Source organism: Paraburkholderia ginsengiterrae (assembly GCF_001645125.1).
Lineage (GTDB): Bacteria > Pseudomonadota > Gammaproteobacteria > Burkholderiales > Burkholderiaceae > Paraburkholderia > Paraburkholderia ginsengiterrae.
In genome coordinates this window covers 1-18,411 of record NZ_LXKA01000110.1, presented here as the reverse complement: position 1 = coordinate 18,411, position 18,411 = coordinate 1, and the positions used below count along the sequence as shown (strand labels likewise).

Below are 18,411 nucleotides of genomic sequence, written 5' to 3'. Positions count from 1 at the left end.
CAGCACCCATACGCGTAACGATCTGGGGGAGACATGACCGATCTGTCCACGCCGCAGCGCGCCGGCAGCCACAAGCTGCCCGCGGGCCGGCGTCTGCGCTTTGTCACCGCGGCCGCCTTGTTCGACGGCCACGATGCGTCCATCAACATCATGCGGCGCATTCTCCAGGCGAGCGGCGTCGAGGTGATTCACCTCGGCCACAACCGTTCCGTCGCCGAAGTCGCCAGCGCCGCGCTGCAGGAAGACGCCGACGGCGTCGCCGTGTCGAGCTACCAGGGTGGGCACAACGAATATTTCCGCTACCTGATCGATCTGCTGCGTGCGCGCGGCGGTGAGCGCATCAAGGTATTCGGCGGCGGTGGCGGGGTGATCGTCCCGGAGGAAATCGCCGAGCTCGAGCGCTATGGAGTCGAGAGGATCTATTCGCCGCAGGACGGCCAGCGGCTCGGTCTGCAAGGCATGATCGACGACATGATCGCGCGCTGCGCCGAGGGCGCGCGCGCGGCCACGGCCACCGGAGCGAGTCCGATTGGCGAGTGGATCGCGGAATTTGCGGAGCGGCGGCTGCCGCGTTTCGATTCGCATCACGATGCAGCGAACGACGCGGCCAATGAGGTGGCCAACGAGGTGGGCAACAGCGCGGCCAGCACCACGGACGCCGCGTCCTTCACCTTCCGCCGGCTCGCGCAACTCATCAGCGCGTTCGAAGCGGGCGGCATCGACCCCGCCGGACGGGACAAGCTGTCAGCCCTCGCGCAAGTGGCGCGGACGCCCATACTCGGCATTACAGGCACCGGCGGCGCCGGCAAATCGTCGCTCACCGACGAACTGATCCGCCGCTTCCGGCTCGACTACGGCGACACCCTTGCCATCGCCGTGCTCGCCATCGACCCGTCGCGCCGCAAGTCCGGCGGCGCGCTGCTGGGTGACCGCATCCGCATGAACGCGATCGGCGATTGGGGCGGCGGCCCGCGCGTGTATCTGCGCTCGATGGCCACACGCGAAGCGTCGAGTGAAATCTCCGACGCGTTGCCCGACGCGCTGATGCTGTGCAAGGCGGCGGGCTTCGATTTGATCGTCGTCGAAACGTCCGGTATCGGTCAGGGCGATGCGGCGATCGTGCCGTTCGTCGACGAATCGCTGTATGTGATGACGCCGGAGTTCGGCGCGGCCAGCCAGTTGGAGAAGATCGACATGCTCGACTTCGCCGACTTCGTGGCGATCAACAAGTTCGACCGCCAGGGCGCGCCGGACGCGCTGCGCGATGTCGCCAAGCAGGTGCAGCGCAATCGCGGCGAGTTCGGGAAGGCTCCCGAGACGATGCCGGTGTTCGGCACGATCGCATCCCGTTTCAACGACGATGGGGTGACCGCACTGTACCGGCACGTCGCCGCGGCGCTCGGCAAGCACGGCCTGCGCGCGGGCCATGGACGCCTCACCGCGCCCGAAGCACTGCGCTGCTCGAGTGACCGCCACGCCATCGTGCCGCCGGCGCGCGTGCGCTATCTGTCGGACATTACGCAGACGGTCCACGCTTACCGTGAGCGAGCCGATGCGCAGGCGCGCGTGGCACGCGAGCGTTGGCAGCTAATTGAAGCGCGCCGCATGCTGGCGGAGGCGAGGGTGGGCGCGAGTGCAGGCGCCTCCGCCAGCTCAGGTGCCAGCTCGGCAGCCGCCGGGTCTGCCACGCGCACAGCTTCAGCCACGTCCGCATCCTCAACCACGTCCACCGGCTCATCCGATCACGCGCTCCCGCAACTCGACACGCTAATCGAGCAACGCACCGCCTTGCTCGGCGAACGCGAACGCCATCTCCTCGACGCCTGGCCGCAAACCGTCGCCGCGTACGCAGGCGCCGAACACATCGTGCGCATCCGCGACCGCGAAATCCGCACCGCGCTCACCGTCACAACGCTTTCCGGTTCAGAGGTCCGCAAAGTCTCGCTGCCGAAGTTCGTCGATCACGGTGAAATACTGCGCTGGCTGATGCTCGATAATCTGCCCGGCTATTTTCCCTTTACCGCCGGCGTGTTCCCGTTCCGCCGCGAAAACGAAGACCCGACGCGAATGTTCGCGGGCGAGGGCGATCCGCAACGCACCAATCGCCGCTTCAAATTGCTCTCCGAGGGCATGCCGGCCAAGCGTCTGTCGACAGCCTTCGACTCGGTCACGCTCTACGGCGAGGAGCCGCACGAGCGGCCGGATATCTACGGCAAGGTGGGCAATTCGGGCGTGTCCGTCGCGACCCTCGACGACATGAAGGCGCTCTACGACGGCTTTGATCTGTGCGCGCCGGAAACGTCGGTCTCGATGACGATCAACGGCCCCGCGCCGACCATTCTCGCCATGTTCTTCAACGTCGCGATCGATCAGCAGATCGCGCGCATGACGCAGCAGCAAGGCCGCCCGCTCACGGACGACGAACTCGCCGCGACGCGCCGCACGGCGCTGGAAAACGTGCGCGGCACGGTGCAGGCCGACATCCTGAAAGAAGATCAGGGGCAGAACACGTGCATTTTCTCGACCGAGTTCAGCCTGAAAGTCATGGGCGACATTCAGGCGTATTTCGTCGAGCACGGGGTGCGCAATTTCTATTCAGTGTCCATCTCCGGCTATCACATCGCTGAAGCCGGCGCGAATCCGATCTCGCAGCTCGCCTATACGCTCGCGAACGGTTTCACCTACGTCGAGGCCTATCTGGCGCGCGGCATGTCGATCGACGACTTCGCGCCAAACCTGTCGTTTTTCTTTTCGAACGGCATGGACCCGGAGTACACGGTGCTCGGCCGTGTCGCGCGGCGCATCTGGGCCGTCGCCATGCGCGAACGCTATGGCGCGAACGAGCGCAGCCAGAAGCTCAAGTATCACGTGCAGACGTCGGGGCGCAGCCTCCACGCGCAGGAGATCGACTTCAACGATATCCGCACCACGTTGCAGGCGCTCATCGCGATCTACGACAACTGCAATTCGCTCCACACGAATGCCTTCGACGAAGCGATCACCACGCCCACCGAGGAATCGGTGCGCCGCGCGGTGGCGATCCAGCTGATCATCAACCGCGAATGGGGGCTGGCGAAGAATCAGAACCCGAATCAGGGCAGCTTCGTGATCGAGGAGCTGACCGATCTGGTGGAAGAGGCGGTGCTGGCTGAATTCGACCGGCTGACCGAGCGCGGCGGCGTGCTCGGCGCCATGGAAACCGGCTATCAGCGCGGGCGCATTCAGGACGAATCGATGCTGTACGAGCATCGCAAGCATGACGGCTCGTATCCGATTGTCGGCGTGAATACGTTTTTGAGCGCGCATCCGCATGAAGCGCCGCCGCCGATCGCGCTAGCCCGCTCCACCGAGGACGAAAAACAGAGCCAGCTGACCCGCCTGCATGCGTTTCAGGCGCGGCATCGCGAAGCGGCGCCGGCGGCGCTCGAACGCCTGAAGCGCGCGGTGATCGACGATGACAACGTGTTTGCGGCGCTGATGGACGTCGTGCGTGTCTGCTCGCTCGGGCAGATCACGCACGCGTTGTTTGAAGTGGGCGGGCAGTACCGCCGCAATATGTGAGCCGTGCACGTTAAGCGCCGCGCCGCAGTCAGAAACCACGGCCGCGGCGAAAGTGCTTCACTCGTGGGGGTTCAGCTGACGCGAGACGCACCGACGCGACACCCCGGCGCAAGTTTCAGCGCGCAATCCCCAGCCGCGCTTTTGCGTCGTTATATTCCTTCGACAAACGCTGCACCAGCTCGCCCACGCTCGGCACGTCGTCCATCAGGCCGACGCCCTGGCCCGCGCCCCAGATGTCTTTCCACGCCTTCGCCTTGTCGCTGCCGAAGTTCATCTTGGTCTTGTCCGATTCCGGCAGTGCGTCCGGGTCCAGCCCCGCGTTCAGGATGCTTTCGCGGATGTAGTTGCCGTGCACGCCGGTGAACAGGTTCGTGTAGATGATGTCGGAGGCCGTGGAGTTGACGATGGCCTGCTTGTAGCTGTCGACCGCGTGCGCTTCCTTGGTCGCGATGAAGCGCGTGCCCATGTAGGCCAGGTCCGCGCCCATGGCCTGAGCCGCGAGAATCGAGCCGCCGTTCGCGATGGAGCCCGACAGCACGATCGGGCCGTCGAACATGCGCCGCACTTCGCCGACCAGCGCGAACGGCGAAGTCGTGCCCGCATGGCCGCCCGCACCGGAGGCCACCAGGATCAACCCGTCGACGCCCGCTTCGAGCGCCTTCTGCGCATGGCGCAGATTGATGACGTCATGCAGCACGATGCCGCCGTAGCTATGCACGGCGTCGACAATTTCGCGCGCCGGCGCCCGCAGGCTCGTGATGAAAATCGGCACCTTGTGTTCGACGCACACGCGCACGTCGTGTTCGAGGCGCACATTCGACTGATGAACGATCTGATTGACCGCGATCGGCCCAATGATGGCGTCGGGATTGGCCGCCTTGTGCTCGGCGAGCTGCGCCTGAATCTGCGTGAGCCATTCGTCTAACAATTCGGCGGGGCGTGCGTTCAGCGCGGGGAACGAACCGACGATCCCGGCCTTGCATTGGGCCAGCACCAGCTCGGGATAGCTGACGATGAACATCGGCGAGGCGACGACGGGCAGCGCGAGTTTTTGCAGGACGGCGGGCAATGCCATAGTGCGAGTCTCCTGATTTAAGCGGGCCGGTGCGTCGATGCGCGACCGGCGATAAACGAGTTTAGCGGCATATGGTCTGCAAAGCGGGTCTGCAATACGGGTTTGCAATGCGGCTTGCACTGCTCTTCCTGCCACAGCCGTCCGAAAATTTAAGCACGGTCGTTCGATTATAGGCGAAGTATGGCATTCGCGCCGGGCAGGTGGTTTTTAACAGTTGGAAGGAGTGTTCAGGTTCTATGTTTGCGTGGGCTATCCCACCTGGTTTAGACACCTTGCGCTTCTACAATGCAGGGATTCCAAATGACACGAGAGACGCTATGGCCTTCGACAATTTCACGCCTTTTCGCGTCGCTGTGGGCGATGTCGATATTTTTGGAGTGAAGGGTGGGGCAGGGCCGCCTCTCCTGCTGCTGCACGGCCACCCCCAGTCGCATCTGATCTGGCAAAACTGCGCCGCGCAGCTGGCCGAACACTTCACTGTCATCGCCACCGACCTGCGCGGTTACGGCGCATCGGGCAAACCGCCGAGCGACGACAAGCACACGCCGTATTCGAAACGCGTGATGGCGGCCGATCAGGTCGCCGTGATGCGCCATTTCGGCTTCGAACGATTTCTCGTCTGCGCGCATGATCGCGGCGCGCGCGTGGCGCATCGCATGGCGCTCGACCATGCCGACGCCGTCGAACGTTTGATGCTGCTCGACATCGCGCCGACGCTGGCGATGTACGAGTCCACCGACCGCACCTTCGCGACGGCCTACTTCCACTGGTTCTTCCTGATCCAGCCGGATCCGCTGCCTGAGACGCTGATCGGCGCGAACCCGGCCGCGTATGTCGATGCGGTGATGGGCGGCCGTCATTCGGGTCTCGCGCCGTTCGATCCCGCCTCGCTCGCTGCGTACCGTTCGGCGCTCGCGCAGCCGGGGGCAGTACACGCGATGTGCGAGGACTACCGCGCGTCGGCGAGCATCGACCTGGAGCACGACCGCGCCGACATCGAGCGCGGCCACAAGATCGGTTGTCCGCTACGCGTGCTGTGGGGCGACAAGGGTGTGATCGAGAAGTGCTTCGACGCGCTGGAGGAATGGCGTCACGTGGCGCGCGACGTCAGCGGCCGGCCGCTCTCGTGCGGGCACTACATACCCGAAGAAGCATCGGACGAGCTCGTTGCCGAAATGCTGTCTTTCTTCGAGGCGGTCGAGCAGTAAGCCGCCGGGTGTTACCGAGGCCCGAGCGCGGCGGCCGCACCTCGTTCAAGCGAGCGGCGGCAGGCGGCGCGCGACCGGCGTCGACTTGATGATGGCGGTGCTGGTCTCCGCGCGCTCGGTGACTTTCGACAGAATCTCGTCGAGCTGTTCAATGGAATGCAGGTACAGGCGGCAGACAAAGCAATCGTCGCCTGTCACCTTGTCGCATTCGACAAATTCCGGAATCCGCCGGATCACCTCTTCCACCAGATGTAACTGACCGGGTAGCGGCTTGACGCGCACGATCGCCTGCAGCGTGTAGCCGAGCGCGCGCGGATCGATCTGCACCGTGAAGCGCTCGATCACGCCTTGCGCTTCGAGCCGGCGGATGCGCTCCGCCGTGCTCGGCGCGGACAGACCGACGCGGCGCGCCAGTTCGCTGACCGGCTGGCGGGCATCTTCCGCAAGTGCGGCGAGCAGCGCGCGGTCGGTTTCGTCGAGGGGAACCTGGACTAAAGGGGGAAGGCGTTTGGACATAATGCCCTTCGATTGTTAGGTGAAACGGCAAGAACGCTTAAGTTTAACCATGTATTCGGGCGAGCGGATTAATTACACTGCTCGTCATGAAGGAATCAATTCGAGGTTCGAATCATGGCTTCAAATGAAATTCGCCGCGGCGCCGCGGAAATGAGCATGGCGATGCTGATGTCCGGCACCATCGGCTGGCTGGTGGTGTCGTCGCAGCAAAGCCCGTTCAATGTCGTGTTCTTCCGCTGCATTTTCGGCGGCGCGACGCTGGCGCTCGTATGCGCCGTGCTGGGCCTGTTCCGGCGCAAGCTCTTCTCGTGGAAGATGCTCGGCCTCGCCTTGCTCGGCGGCGCGGCAATCGTGGTCAATTGGGTCTTGCTGTTCGCGGCGTATTCGCGCGCGTCGATCTCGATGGCCACGGCCGTCTACAACACGCAGCCTTTCATGCTGGTGGGGCTCGGCGCGCTGGTGTTTCGCGAGCGCATCACCGCGTCGACGGTGGCCTGGCTCGTGGTCGCGTTCATCGGCCTCGTGTTCGTCGTGAAGGTCGAGCCGGCGGTGCTGGCGGTGCCGGGGCAATATCTCGTCGGCGTCGCGTATGCCGTGGGCGCGGCAGCGATGTATGCGGTGTCGTCGATCATTACGAAGCGGCTCAAGGGCACGCCGCCGCATCTGATCGCGCTGATTCAGGTGTCGCTCGGCGTGGTGATGCTCGCACCGTTCGTGCGTTTCGACGCGTTGCCCACGAGCGGCGTGCAGTGGCTGGAACTGGTGGTGCTCGGCGTCGTCAACACCGGTCTCATGTACGTGCTGCTGTACGGCGCCATCCAGAAGCTGCCTACTTCGATGACGGGCGCGCTTTCGTTCATCTATCCGGTGGTGGCGATCATCGTCGACCGGGTGGCGTTCGGGCAGACGCTCGCGTGGATTCAGGTGCTCGGCGCGGTGCTGATTCTGTTGGCGGCGGCCGGTGTCAATCTCGGCTGGCGAATCGTGCCGCAGAAGCGCCTGTCATCGACCTGACACGTCTCGTGCTTGGACGAGACGGCAGGCGGCAATGCTACGGATTCCAGAGCAATGGGCTGCCTGAATTGCTCATATGAGCGGAGTAATGATTCGAAAGATGCACGGCTACGGGCCTTCGTAGCATGAGCTGTATGCGGCTTTGAAAGCAAACGTCAAACTTCTGTAGGGAAATTACCGATGCGGCCAAAAAACCGGCGCGCGTATCATTCACCCTGACGCTGATCACGTCCTACAGAATTTCCGCCGCTCGCCTTTAAGGGGCGAGCGGTTTTCTTTTTGTGGCGACGGAAAACGTGACTCACACCGGCCTCCGCGGCGCCTTACGCCTTGCGCGCGACGATACGCTCGCCATCCACTTCGAGCGGCCCATTCTTCGCGGCCAATTCTCCGACAATGTCTTTCACCAGCGCGTGCCATTCCGCGCGCGGTTTGAGCATGGATGCCGCGGCGCGCATTGCCGCGGCGTCGTCGAGCATCTGCAATAAGGTGTCGAAACCCATTACGCGGACCTCGAGCAGCTTGAACACGATCAGCACCTTCAACGCATTTCTCGCGTTGCGCGTGGGATCGGCACGCAACCATGCGACACGCGAAAACGCGCGTTCAAGCGCCTGTTCGACATGAGTGAAGGGTGCGCCATGGCCGGGGATCACGAGGCGCACGTCGAGCTTCGCAATCGTTTCGAGCACCGCCTGTTCCTCCGCAAATCCGCTTTCGCCTTCCAGCTCGGGAAAAATCACGCCGAAGCCGTTTTCCCACAACGCGTCCGCGCTAATGAGGATGCGCTCGTCCGCGCAGTACAGGATCAGCGAATGAGGATCGTGGCCCGGCGCGCCGAGCACTTGCCAGTCGAGCGCGCCAAGCCGCAGCCGCGCGCCCGGCGCAATCGTTCCGGTGAAGGTGAAACGCTCGCAGGTCTGGCCGGTGGCGCGAAACGTGAGGCGTGCCTCGTCCCAGTCGCGTACGGCGTCGGCTTCGGAGTCGGGAATGACTGTGCGGCACGGCCAGGTCGCCTGCAGCAATGCATTGCCGCCGCAGTGGTCCGAATGCAGATGGGTGTTGACGATCAGATCGAGCGGCCGCGCGCCGAGCGCCTGCCGCACCAGCGCGACGGTTTGTGGCGCGTGCGTCGCATAGCCGGTATCGACGAGCGCGGTGCAAGTGTCGTCCACCAGCAGCACGTTGTTCGACGACAGCCAGCCACGTTCGAAAACCCGAATCGATTCCGGCAGTGTGATCATGTTGGTTGGGGTAGGGCGTCCGTGTTCGAGGAGGCCTCGGGTTTCGGCATCACGAGAATGGTCGACGTGCCGGTCAGCATGGTGTCGCCGCGCTGATTCACGACCGTGCCCTCGAGATGCGTCAGGTCGCCATTCAGGCTCGACTTCCAGAACGCATCCTTGACGCGCCAGTTGACGGTGAGCGTGTCGTTCGCGTGGACGGCTTTCTTCAGCTTGATATCGAATTCGAGTCCGAGCGGCTGCGCGTAGGTCGAGAAATGCGTCGCCAGCAACGCCATGAAATGCGCGGTCGGCTGTGTGCCCGACGCGATCAGGCCGCCGAAGCGGCTTTGCGCGGCATACGCTTCGTCGTGATGCAGCGGGTTGTGATCGTTGACGAGCGAGGCGAACGATTTCACCGACTCGGCCGATAACGTCAGCGTCGCGCTGAATGTTTCTCCAATCGTGACGATGCGCGGCGCGGGCTTCATCGCTGGACCTTCGGCAGGTTCGCCATGAACTGTGCGTGGCGCACCTCGATCGCGTCCCAGACCGCGCGTTTGGCGTCGTCGTCGAACAACGACCAGCCGGCGATTTCGTCGATGGTGCGCAGGCACCCTTCACACCAGCCGGTCGATGCGTCCATCCTGCACACGCTGATGCAAGGCGACGGCACGGAGCCGTCGTCTTCGCGGTCGATGCCTGCTGTCATGGCGTCACGCGGTCTCGCGCAACGCCACGTCGACCACTGGCGCGCCCGTCAGCGCAACCAGCTCCTGCGCCGTCAGATTGAATACGGCGTGCGGATGGCCCGCCGCCGCCCACAGGCTGTCCAGTTCGAGCAGATCGGCGTCGATCAGCGTGACGGGCGTGGTGGCGTGACCGATCGGGCAGACGCCGCCAATCGCATAGCCGGTTTTCTCGCGGACGAACTTCGCGTCCGCGCGGCCGATGGCGCCGACTTGCGCGGCGACCTTGTGTTCGTCGACGCGATTCGCGCCGCTGGCGACCACCAGCACCGGGGCGTCGTCTTCACGGCGGCGAAACAGAATCGACTTGGCGATCTGCGCGACCGAGCAGCCGAGCCCGGCGGCGGCTGCGGCTGAAGTCTTGCCGGTTTCCGGCAGCATCACGACGTGGCCGGCATGCCCGCGTTCGCGCAACAGCAGCGCGACGCGGCGCGCCGAGTCGGGCAGCGCGGTGAGATCGTCGGATTCGAGAGAAGCGTGGTCTGTCATCGATTCAGATCCTGATGATGGAATGGCGTGAATGTTGGGCGAGCTCGTTGGCCGGGCCTCAGACGCAGTTGGCCGCTTCGCTGCGCGCCTTGGCGAGCAGCGCCTTGCCCGCGCGCGAGACATTGGGCCGGCCGATCGAGGTCGAGATGAAATCGCCGATTGCCACCACTTGCGCGAGATCGACGCCCGTTTCGATGCCAAGGCCGTTCATCAGGTACAGGACGTCTTCGGTCGCGACGTTGCCGGTCGCACCCTTCGCATACGGACAGCCGCCGAGCCCCGCCACCGACGCGTGATAAATCTCGATGCCTTCCTGCAACGCCGCATAGATGTTCGCGAGCGCCTGGCCGTAAGTGTCGTGGAAGTGGCCCGACAGACGTTCGCGCGGAAACACCTTGGTGACCGCCTCATACACTTCGCGCGTGCGCTTCGGCGTGCCGACGCCGATCGTATCGGCGATATCGATCTCGTCGCAGCCAAGCGCCGCGAAGCGCTCGACGACATCCACGACCGACGCCACCGGCACCTCGCCCTGGTACGGACAGCCCAGCGCGCACGACACGCTGCCGCGAATCCGCAGGCCGTGCTCCTTGGCCGCCTGCGCGACAGGCACGAACCGGTCGATGCTTTCCGCGATGCTGCAGTTGATGTTCTTCTGCGAAAACGCTTCGCTGGCGGCGCCGAAAATCACGATCTCGTCGGCACGCGCGGCGAGCGCGCCTTCGAAGCCGCGCAGATTCGGCGTCAGCACCGAATAGATCGTGCCCGCACGGCGCTCGATGCCGGCCATCACGTCGGCGCCGTCGGCCATTTGCGGCACCCATTTCGGCGACACGAACGAGGCCGCCTCGACGTTGCGGAATCCCGCCGCCGACAGGCGGTTGATCAACTCGATCTTGGTGGCGGTTGGAACGAAGTCTTTTTCGTTCTGCAATCCGTCACGCGGACCAACTTCGACGATTTTTACCTGCTGGGGCAAGGCCATGATGTGTCTCCAACAATGTTGTTCAATATCCGCGCTCGCGGCTCACCACGCCGCTGACGCTCTCGCCGCGCGCGAGCGCGCCGATTTTTAGTGCGACCTGGTCGACGCTTTCTTCGCGCAACGTAAGCGCGGAGATGTGCGGCGTGATCGTGATGCGCGGTTCACGCCAGAACGGATGGTCCTGTGGTAACGGTTCATTGCGAAACACGTCGAGCGTGGCGGCGGTGAGCTGACCGCTTGCGAGCGCGTCGAGCAGATCCGTTTCAACCAGATGCCCACCACGCGCGACGTTGATCAGATAGGCGCCGCGCGCGAGCTTCGCGAAAGTGCGCGTGTTCAGCACGTCGACCGTGTCCGGCGTGTGCGGCAGCAGATTCACCAGCACTTTCACGCCGTCGAGAAACGCGTCGAACTGAGCCTCGCCGGCGAACGTCGCAATGCCGTCGATTTGCCGTGCGCCGCGACTGTAGCCGCGCACCGGCACGCCGAGCGCCGCGACCGTCTGCGCGACATGCGCGCCGAGCACGCCGAGTCCCAGTACCCCCACCGTGAACGTCTCACGCGGATGCGGCTCGAGCACTTCCCAGCGGCGTTCGTTCTGCAGTGTTTGATACTCGTCGAAGCGACGCAGGTAGCGCAGCACCGCGTGCGCCACGTACTCGGCCATTTGCGGCGCCATGCCGGTGTCTTCCAGCCGGATCAACGGCGCGTTGCGCGGCAAAGTGCCGGGATGCTCGTGTTCGAGCGCGAGAATCGCGTCGACGCCTGCGCCGAGATTGAAGATTGCGCGCAGATCGTCGCGCCCGGCCAGCATCTCACGCGGCGGACGCCACACGACCGCGAAGTCGGCGGGCGCCGTGTCGCCCGGCCGCCATTCGCGCAACTCGGCCTCCGGAAGCGCGCGAGCGAAGTCGTCCAGCCACGCGGCGGCGTCGGAGTGCGGCATGTAAAAGAGGATTTTCATACGGTCCAGGTGGTGCCTGCGAGACTGGGTCGAGTAAGAAGGAAAACCCGTGCGAAGCCCCCGTATGTCGGCTGCGACGGCTGCGGCGCGGCGGACGACGCTGGCGGCATGAGGCCTCCTCCTTTTATGGATAGGCTTCATTCTACTTTTTCGACGCGCATCGCGCGCATTTGCGCACGGACGTGCGGTTTGGTGAGGTTGCGGCCCACACGGGCGGGCTGCGGTGGCGGCGCGCTCGTCCGCGCATTTGCCCCCGCATTTGCCCCATAACCAAAGCACTAAATCTTGGTTCGCCCACGCGGCGCCCGGCGCGACAATCAGTACCCGAATTCCCGCAGCGAGGGGCAGACATGCTTTCATGCACCAAATCGACATGGCCGCCGCGGCTCGTCACCGTGCCCGGTCTGCACGGCAGCGAAGGCGCGCACTGGCAGACATGGCTGGAGCGGCAGTTCGCGCGCTCGCTGCGCGTCGAGCAGGCCGACTGGGACGCGCCAGACCTCGCGCTATGGGCGAAGTCGCTGCGCGATCTGCTCGCACGCGAGCGTGGGCCGTTCGTGCTGGCGGCGCATAGTTTCGGCTGCCTCGCGACCGCGCATGCCTTGCAGCAGGCCTCATACGCAAGCGACGTGGTCGGCGTGCTGTTCGTCGCGCCCGCCAGCCCGCAGAAGTTCGCGTTCGCGGGACCGTTCGACGCCCGGCGTCTCGGCGTGCCGTCGATCCTGATCGGCAGCGAAACCGATCCGTGGATGCCGCTCGCCGGTTCGCGCGATCTCGCCCAGCGTTTCGGCAGCGCGTTCGTCAATCTCGGCGACGCGGGGCATATCAATACCGCAGCCGGCTTCGGTCCGTGGCCGCGCGCGAAGTATTTCATCGACACGCTGGCGCATTGCGCGGCGCCGCTGCGCTTTCGTGAGGAGTCGTTCGAGGCCGCGCAGCATGCGCTGGTGTGAAGTGGCGAACGCGCGGGTCTCCGGCACGATAAGAAGGACCGGTTCCTGAAGCTGAAAAGGGCGCCTCGGAGAAACGAGGCGCCCTTTTCATTGCACGCGGCTTATCGCGCGCGCTGCTTCAACGTAACCCAGCTCAACTGAGCCCGGTCCAGCCCGCTTCAATTCGGCGCGGCGTGTTTATCGCAGCCGTGCTCGCAGCCGCTTTGATCGAGCGGCATCTGCTGTGCGGCTTCGGCGCGAATGCCGAGGCGCTCCAGCAGCTTGCGGTCCGCTTCCGCTTGCGGGTTGCTCGTGGTCAGCAATTGATCGCCGTAGAAAATCGAATTTGCGCCGGCGAGGAAGCACATGGCCTGCAGCGCTTCGTTCATCTGCTCGCGGCCGGCCGACAGACGCACCATTGCGCGCGGCATGGTGATGCGCGCAACCGCAATGGTGCGCACGAATTCGAACGGATCGATTGCTTCGGTGCCGGTCAGCGGCGTGCCTTCAACCTGCACCAGATTGTTGATGGGCACCGATTCCGGATACGGGTCCATGTTCGCCAGTTGCGCGATCAGGCCGGCGCGTTCGCGGCGCGATTCACCCAGGCCAACGATGCCGCCGCAGCAGACGTTGATGCCCGCGTCGCGCACGCGTTCGAGCGTGTCGAGACGGTCCTGATACGTGCGCGTCGAAATGATCTGGCCGTAGAACTCCGGCGACGTGTCGAGGTTGTGGTTGTAGTAGTCGAGGCCCGCTTCGGCGAGGCCTTGCGCCTGATGCGCTTCGAGCATGCCGAGCGTCACGCAGGTTTCGAGGCCCATCGCCTTCACGCCACGGATCATGTCCTTGATCGGCTCGAGATGGCGGTCTTTCGGATTGCGCCACGCGGCACCCATGCAGAAACGCGTCGCGCCGTTTTCCTTGGCGGTCTTCGCGGCTGCGAGCACTTCGTCGACCGGCATCAGCTTGTCGGCTTGCAGGCCAGTGTCGTGGTGTACCGACTGCGGACAGTACGCGCAATCTTCTTCGCAACCGCCGGTCTTGATCGACAGCAGCGTCGACAATTGCACGGTGTTGGCGTCGAAATGCTCGCGGTGGGTCTGTTGCGCGCGGAACATCAGGTCGTTGAACGGCAGTTCGTACAGCGCGACGATATCGGCGACGCGCCAGCGCGCGACCTGTTTCGTGCCTGCTGCGGCGTTGCTGTTGGCGGCGGCATTGTCGGATGCCGGGGTGATGTTCAGTTGCGTCATGTCGTCAATCCTCCTGGATGCATGTAATGGTGATTCAGCGCTGCGCATGGCGCAGCGTCTGCAAAAGCCGGTTGATGTCGAGTTGATCCGCCGCGAGTTCGGGCGCGGCCGGACTCAGATACGGCACGATGCCGAGCAAGGGCGCGTCGTACTCGCGCGCGAGATGCTCGCGGATCGATGCGATGTTTTCGTCGGGGAAGGTCATGTCCGGATCGACGCGATTGGCGACCCAGCCGGCCAGCGTGAGCCCACGCGCGACGATGGCTTCGGCGGTGAGCAGCGCATGGCTGATGCAGCCTAACCGCATGCCGACCACCAGCACGACGGGCAGCTTCAGGGCGACGGCGAGATCGGCCGTGTCCTGCGTCGCGGTCAGCGGCACGCGAAAGCCACCCACGCCTTCCACGACGACAATCTCCGCGCGCGTCACAGCCTGAGCGTGGCAGTCGATGATGTGGCCGAGATCGAAGGTGACGTTTTCCAGCGCGGCTGCAATGTGTGGCGCGGCCGGTTCCTTCAGCAGATACGGCGTGCGCATCTCGGGCGGCAGCAGCACGTTGGAGGCGGCATCGAGTTGATCCGCGTCCTCGTTATGCAGCACGCCGTCCAGTTCGAATGCGCCGGCGGCGATCGGCTTCATCGCGGCGGCTTGCAGGCCCTCGCGCACGAAACCGCGCAACAGCGCCGACGAGACGAACGTCTTGCCGATTTCCGTATCGGTGCCGGTGACGAACAGGGACAGGGCGTTTTGCCCCAGGTTGCTCGTGCCGCTCATGCCGCTTTCGCTCCGAGCTGTTGCAAGCCTGCTTCGAGCCGGTCCAGATCAGCTTGTGAGTGCGCCGCCGAAAGCGAAATGCGCAAACGCGATGTGCCGACAGGCACGGTTGGCGGACGGATCGCCGGCACCCACAGACCCGCGCGATCTAGCGTCGCGGCGATGTCCAGCGTCTCTTCGTTCGAGCCGATGATGAGCGGCTGCACGGCGGTGTGCGAATCGACCGGCATCCACGGCGTGGCCTTCAGCATCGTGCGGGTGCGTTCGATCAGCTGCTGAAGATGTGCGCGGCGGGCATCGCCTTCTTCGCCACCGATAATGCGCAGGCTTGCCGACACCGCATGCGCCGCGGCGGGCACCGACGCGGTGGTGAAAATATAGGGACGCGCGCGTTGCACGAGCCATTCGATCACGGTCTCATGCGCCACGACGAACGCGCCCGACACGCCCGCCGCCTTGCCGAGCGTGCCGATCGAAATGAGGTTTGGCGAACGCAACGCGGCCTGCGCGATGGCGCCGCGTCCCTGCGGACCGAGCACACCGAAACCGTGCGCGTCGTCGACGATCAGCCACGCGCCGTGTTGTTCCGCGAGTTCGAGCAGGCGCTTGAGCGGCGCGATATCGCCGTCCATGCTGAAGACGGTATCGGAGACGATCACTTTGACCTCGGCCTCCGAGGCCTCGAGCATCGCGCTCAGCGCTTCCATATCGCAGTGCGGGTAGATCTGCACATCGGCGCGTGACAGACGCGCTCCGTCAATCAGCGAGGCGTGATTCAGCGCGTCGGAGAAGAGCGTCGTGCCGCGGCCCGCGAGCGCGGTGAGCGTGGCGAGATTCGCCATGTAGCCGGTGCTGAAGTAGAGCGCGCGCGGCGTGTCCACGAATCCGCCGGCGAATGCCGCGAGGTCGTCTTCGAGCTGGTCATGCGCGCGCGAGTGGCCACCGAGCAGATGCGAACCGCCGCTGCCCGCGCGGTAGCGCTGCGCGCCTTCGGCAATCGCAGCGATGAGCTGCGGATGTGCGGCGAGGCCGAGATAGTCGTTGCTGGCGAAGCCGATGATCGCGCGGCCGTCGACCGTCATGTGCGCGGCGCACGGTGTTTCAGCGGTGCGGCGGCGGCGGCGCAGGCCGCGCGCGTCGATCTCCTTCAGGCCTTCCGCGAGTGTGTCGAGCAGATGCATTAGCGGGTCTCCGCGAGCGTGGCGTCGAAGGTGTCGCGGGTGCGCGAGGCGAGCAGTGCGAGTTCTTCGTCGTCGAGAATGTAAGGGGGCATCAGATACACCGTGGTCGAGATCGGGCGCAGCAGCAGTTCGCGCTGCAAGGCGTTCTCGAAGAAGCGGCGCGAGAACGTTTTGGTCTGCTGAGCATCGTCGATCACGGCGTCGAACGCGAAGATCGTGCCGCACTGGCGCAGATTGCGCACTTGCGGATGATCAGCGAGCGGCGCAAGCGCCGCCTTCAGTTTCGCGGACTTTTGCGCGTTGACGTCCAGCACGTTGTCGCTTGCGAACAGATCGAGCGTGGCGAGCGCCGCGCGGCAGGCGAGCGGATTGCCGGTATAGGAATGCGAGTGCAGGAAGCCGCGCGCGGTGTCGTCGTGATAGAAGGCCGCGAAAATCTCGTCACGCGACAGCACGATCGAGAGCGGCAGATAACCGCCGCTAATGCCCTTCGACAAGCACAGGAAGTCCGGCCAGATACCGGCTTGCTCGCACGCGAAGAAGGTGCCGGTGCGGCCGCAGCCCACGGCGATTTCGTCGGCGATCAGATGCACGCCGTACTGATCGCAGAGTGCGCGCAATCCGGCGATATACGACGCGTCGTGCATGGCCATGCCGGCCGCGCACTGCACGAGCGGCTCGACGATCAGCGCGGCGATTTTCGCGGCGCGAGCTTCGAATAGCGAGCGGACGTGATCCAGCGCACGGCGCGCGACGTCGGCGTCGGTTTCGCCTGCTTGCGCAAGGCGTGCATCCGGCGATGCCACGACGTGCGCGTGACGGATCAGCGGATCGTAGGCGTCCTTGAAGAGCGCGACATCTGTGACGCCGAGCGCGCCGATGGTTTCGCCGTGGTAGCTGTTGGCTATACAGACGAATTCCTGCTTGTCGGCGAAACCCTGGTTGCGCCACGAGTGAAAGCTCATCTTCAGCGCGATTTCGACAGCGGACGCGCCGTCCGACGCGAAGAACGCGTGGCCGAGCGTGTTGTTGGTGAGCGCGCCGAGGCGCTCCGCCAGTTCGATGGCCGGTTCATGCGTACATCCGGCGAGCATGACGTGTTCGAGCGTGTCGAGCTGATCTTTCAGTGCTGCGTTGATGCGCGGGTTGGCGTGACCGAACAGGTTGACCCACCAGGAGCTGATTGCATCCAGATAACGATGGTTGGCACGGTCGTACAGCCACGCGCCCTGGCCACGCGCGACGGGCACGAGCGGCAGGCGTTCGTGGTGTTTCATCTGGGTGCAGGGGTGCCAGACGGCCCGCAGGCTGCGGGCGATCCAGTCTTCAGGGACGGCTGAATTTTCCAAACGGTACTCCAGGGGTGCTTTTTACCGCTGCGCGGTGTGGCTGTTTTATGGCCTTTACGTTCGTGCAGTATAGACGCTTTTTTTACGCTGCGCGGGGCTTTGGGAGGCTTTGAAGCGTCGAGATTAGCGGTTTATTTCCTGGTCTGCACCATGGGCGGATTTAAGTTTTTTGCCCGCGGCGGTGGGGTTCGCGGCTGTTCGATGCAGGTGGTTTCTGTTTCTGGATGAAAGTCGATGATCGGCGGAGTTGACGACGTCAAAGTAATTGGGGGGTACTGGCGGGGATATGGGGTTTTTTGCCTGCTCGGCGTGTTTGGTTGTCTTCTGTTGGTGTTGGCCTTTCCTTGAATTCACGGTGGTCTATTAGCGTTGCCCCTGTGCGGGGCGGCACCTACTTTCTTTGCCGCGGCAAAGAAAGTAGGCAAAGAAAGCCGCTTCACACCGCAAATTCTTAAGCGGGTCCCCTGGCTTGGAGGGGGTAGTGGTGCATCTGGAATCGGTGCTCCCGCGCACTCCGCCCCGGTGACAAGGCAGTCATTCTTCCCGCCTCGCGCTGCGCGCTCGCCGGAACGGTCTGCCGGGAAAACCGGCGGCTTCACTGCCGGGCGGTGGGGGCCATCGGCTTCGCCTCGGCGAAGCGCCGTAACGATGGGTGGATTGGGGCGTGTGTTCCGACGCGCCCGTGCTCCAGCGAACCATTAGGCTGAGGAAACACCAAGTGATTTGAGGAGGATTGCTGCTTAAGGCGGTGTGTCTCTGACGCAGGGACAAACTGGCCGCTTAGAACTACTACGAACGGAGGATCTGGCGGGTGGTTGAAGAACTACCGCGACGGCGCGCGAAGCGCCGCCGGAAGAATGACTGCCTAGTCACTGACGGGGAATGTGCGAGCGCACGGATTCCAGATGCACCACTGCCCCTTCCAAGCCAAGGGGCCCGCTTAAGAATTAGCGGTGGGAAGCCGCTTTCTTTGCCTACTTTCTTTGCGGCATGCAAAGAAAGTAGGTGCCGCCCCGCACAGGGGCAACGCTAATAGACCACCGTGAATACAAGGAAAGCCCACGGCCAAAAGACCACAACAAAAAGCGCCCCCAAGACAAAAAAACTAAAGAATACCTCCAGCATAGACAAGAC

General features: G+C 64.2%; 16 protein-coding genes. 4 read left to right on the top strand and 12 right to left on the bottom strand.

Annotated elements, in window-relative coordinates; translation table 11 throughout:
* Positions 1–33: 33 nt before the first annotated feature.
* Positions 34–3,561: a methylmalonyl-CoA mutase family protein gene (locus A6V37_RS08225; protein ID WP_064266778.1), complete on the top strand. Its 3,528-nt coding sequence runs from the start codon at positions 34–36 to the stop codon at positions 3,559–3,561.
* 115 nt (positions 3,562–3,676) lie between these two features.
* On the opposite strand, the gene A6V37_RS08220 is transcribed toward A6V37_RS08225, so the two are convergent.
* Positions 3,677–4,636 (bottom strand): NAD(P)H-dependent flavin oxidoreductase, encoded by a 960-nt coding sequence (locus A6V37_RS08220; protein WP_064266777.1) that lies wholly within the window; start codon positions 4,634–4,636, stop codon positions 3,677–3,679.
* A 317-nt stretch (positions 4,637–4,953) separates the two neighbouring features.
* Between A6V37_RS08220 and A6V37_RS08215 the strand changes: the two genes are divergently transcribed.
* The gene (locus A6V37_RS08215) at positions 4,954–5,844 is read left to right on the top strand and encodes an alpha/beta fold hydrolase (RefSeq protein ID WP_064266776.1); all 891 of its coding nucleotides are present in this window, start codon (positions 4,954–4,956) and stop codon (positions 5,842–5,844) included.
* A 45-nt stretch (positions 5,845–5,889) separates the two neighbouring features.
* On the opposite strand, the gene A6V37_RS08210 is transcribed toward A6V37_RS08215, so the two are convergent.
* Positions 5,890–6,360 carry an Lrp/AsnC family transcriptional regulator gene (locus tag A6V37_RS08210; protein WP_064266775.1) on the bottom strand — a complete coding sequence of 157 codons (471 nt, stop codon included), beginning with the start codon at positions 6,358–6,360 and terminating at the stop codon, positions 5,890–5,892.
* A gap of 114 nt (positions 6,361–6,474) precedes the next feature.
* Here A6V37_RS08210 and A6V37_RS08205 point away from each other — a divergent pair, with 114 nt between their 5' ends.
* Positions 6,475–7,374 (top strand): DMT family transporter, encoded by a 900-nt coding sequence (locus A6V37_RS08205; protein ID WP_064285900.1) that lies wholly within the window; start codon positions 6,475–6,477, stop codon positions 7,372–7,374.
* 323 nt (positions 7,375–7,697) lie between these two features.
* On the opposite strand, the gene A6V37_RS08200 is transcribed toward A6V37_RS08205, so the two are convergent.
* From A6V37_RS08200 to A6V37_RS08175, 6 genes are read right to left on the bottom strand one after another with little or no spacing between them, the layout of a single operon-like run.
* A complete protein-coding gene (locus A6V37_RS08200) occupies positions 7,698–8,618 on the bottom strand; it encodes an MBL fold metallo-hydrolase (RefSeq protein WP_064266773.1) in 921 nt (306 codons plus the stop codon).
* Positions 8,615–9,088: a MaoC family dehydratase gene (locus A6V37_RS08195; protein WP_064266772.1), complete on the bottom strand. Its 474-nt coding sequence runs from the start codon at positions 9,086–9,088 to the stop codon at positions 8,615–8,617. The genes A6V37_RS08200 and A6V37_RS08195 overlap by 4 nt, the downstream gene beginning before the upstream one ends.
* The gene (locus A6V37_RS08190) at positions 9,085–9,309 is read right to left on the bottom strand and encodes a DUF1289 domain-containing protein (protein WP_064266771.1); all 225 of its coding nucleotides are present in this window, start codon (positions 9,307–9,309) and stop codon (positions 9,085–9,087) included. The genes A6V37_RS08195 and A6V37_RS08190 overlap by 4 nt, the downstream gene beginning before the upstream one ends.
* 4 nt (positions 9,310–9,313) lie before the next feature.
* The gene (locus tag A6V37_RS08185) at positions 9,314–9,835 is read right to left on the bottom strand and encodes a YbaK/EbsC family protein (protein ID WP_064285899.1); all 522 of its coding nucleotides are present in this window, start codon (positions 9,833–9,835) and stop codon (positions 9,314–9,316) included.
* A gap of 58 nt (positions 9,836–9,893) precedes the next feature.
* The gene (locus A6V37_RS08180; protein WP_064266769.1) at positions 9,894–10,820 is read right to left on the bottom strand and encodes a hydroxymethylglutaryl-CoA lyase; all 927 of its coding nucleotides are present in this window, start codon (positions 10,818–10,820) and stop codon (positions 9,894–9,896) included.
* 22 nt (positions 10,821–10,842) lie between these two features.
* Complete coding sequence (locus A6V37_RS08175; protein ID WP_064266768.1) at positions 10,843–11,784, bottom strand: 2-hydroxyacid dehydrogenase; 942 nt, start codon at positions 11,782–11,784, stop codon at positions 10,843–10,845.
* A 350-nt stretch (positions 11,785–12,134) separates the two neighbouring features.
* Here A6V37_RS08175 and A6V37_RS08170 point away from each other — a divergent pair, with 350 nt between their 5' ends.
* The gene (locus A6V37_RS08170; protein ID WP_064285898.1) at positions 12,135–12,737 is read left to right on the top strand and encodes an RBBP9/YdeN family alpha/beta hydrolase; all 603 of its coding nucleotides are present in this window, start codon (positions 12,135–12,137) and stop codon (positions 12,735–12,737) included.
* A gap of 158 nt (positions 12,738–12,895) precedes the next feature.
* On the opposite strand, the gene bioB is transcribed toward A6V37_RS08170, so the two are convergent.
* From bioB to bioA, 4 genes are read right to left on the bottom strand one after another with little or no spacing between them, the layout of a single operon-like run.
* On the bottom strand, positions 12,896–13,972 hold the full coding sequence (bioB, locus tag A6V37_RS08165) for a biotin synthase BioB (protein ID WP_064266766.1): 1,077 nt from the start codon (positions 13,970–13,972) through the stop codon (positions 12,896–12,898).
* Between the two features lie 34 nt (positions 13,973–14,006).
* Positions 14,007–14,747 carry a dethiobiotin synthase gene (gene bioD, locus A6V37_RS08160; protein ID WP_064266765.1) on the bottom strand — a complete coding sequence of 247 codons (741 nt, stop codon included), beginning with the start codon at positions 14,745–14,747 and terminating at the stop codon, positions 14,007–14,009.
* Positions 14,744–15,928, bottom strand: a complete 1,185-nt coding sequence (gene bioF, locus A6V37_RS08155; protein ID WP_064285897.1) for an 8-amino-7-oxononanoate synthase — start codon at positions 15,926–15,928, stop codon at positions 14,744–14,746. Before bioF ends, bioD begins: the two co-directional genes overlap by 4 nt.
* On the bottom strand, positions 15,928–17,277 hold the full coding sequence (bioA, locus tag A6V37_RS08150; protein WP_064266763.1) for an adenosylmethionine--8-amino-7-oxononanoate transaminase: 1,350 nt from the start codon (positions 17,275–17,277) through the stop codon (positions 15,928–15,930). The genes bioF and bioA overlap by 1 nt, the downstream gene beginning before the upstream one ends.
* Between the last annotated feature and the right edge of the window lie 1,134 nt (positions 17,278–18,411).

Bases quoted from the DNA above. Each gene is read 5' to 3' on its own strand.
- A6V37_RS08225 (WP_064266778.1), top strand. From the start codon at position 34: ATGACCGATCTGTCCACGCCGCAGCGCGCCGGCAGCCACAAGCTGCCC.
- A6V37_RS08220 (WP_064266777.1), bottom strand. From the start codon at position 4,636: ATGGCATTGCCCGCCGTCCTGCAAAAACTCGCGCTGCCCGTCGTCGCC.
- A6V37_RS08215 (WP_064266776.1), top strand. From the start codon at position 4,954: ATGGCCTTCGACAATTTCACGCCTTTTCGCGTCGCTGTGGGCGATGTC.
- A6V37_RS08210 (WP_064266775.1), bottom strand. From the start codon at position 6,360: ATGTCCAAACGCCTTCCCCCTTTAGTCCAGGTTCCCCTCGACGAAACC.
- A6V37_RS08205 (WP_064285900.1), top strand. From the start codon at position 6,475: ATGGCTTCAAATGAAATTCGCCGCGGCGCCGCGGAAATGAGCATGGCG.
- A6V37_RS08200 (WP_064266773.1), bottom strand. From the start codon at position 8,618: ATGATCACACTGCCGGAATCGATTCGGGTTTTCGAACGTGGCTGGCTG.
- A6V37_RS08195 (WP_064266772.1), bottom strand. From the start codon at position 9,088: ATGAAGCCCGCGCCGCGCATCGTCACGATTGGAGAAACATTCAGCGCG.
- A6V37_RS08190 (WP_064266771.1), bottom strand. From the start codon at position 9,309: ATGACAGCAGGCATCGACCGCGAAGACGACGGCTCCGTGCCGTCGCCT.
- A6V37_RS08185 (WP_064285899.1), bottom strand. From the start codon at position 9,835: ATGACAGACCACGCTTCTCTCGAATCCGACGATCTCACCGCGCTGCCC.
- A6V37_RS08180 (WP_064266769.1), bottom strand. From the start codon at position 10,820: ATGGCCTTGCCCCAGCAGGTAAAAATCGTCGAAGTTGGTCCGCGTGAC.
- A6V37_RS08175 (WP_064266768.1), bottom strand. From the start codon at position 11,784: ATGAAAATCCTCTTTTACATGCCGCACTCCGACGCCGCCGCGTGGCTG.
- A6V37_RS08170 (WP_064285898.1), top strand. From the start codon at position 12,135: ATGCTTTCATGCACCAAATCGACATGGCCGCCGCGGCTCGTCACCGTG.
- bioB (WP_064266766.1), bottom strand. From the start codon at position 13,972: ATGACGCAACTGAACATCACCCCGGCATCCGACAATGCCGCCGCCAAC.
- bioD (WP_064266765.1), bottom strand. From the start codon at position 14,747: ATGAGCGGCACGAGCAACCTGGGGCAAAACGCCCTGTCCCTGTTCGTC.
- bioF (WP_064285897.1), bottom strand. From the start codon at position 15,928: ATGCATCTGCTCGACACACTCGCGGAAGGCCTGAAGGAGATCGACGCG.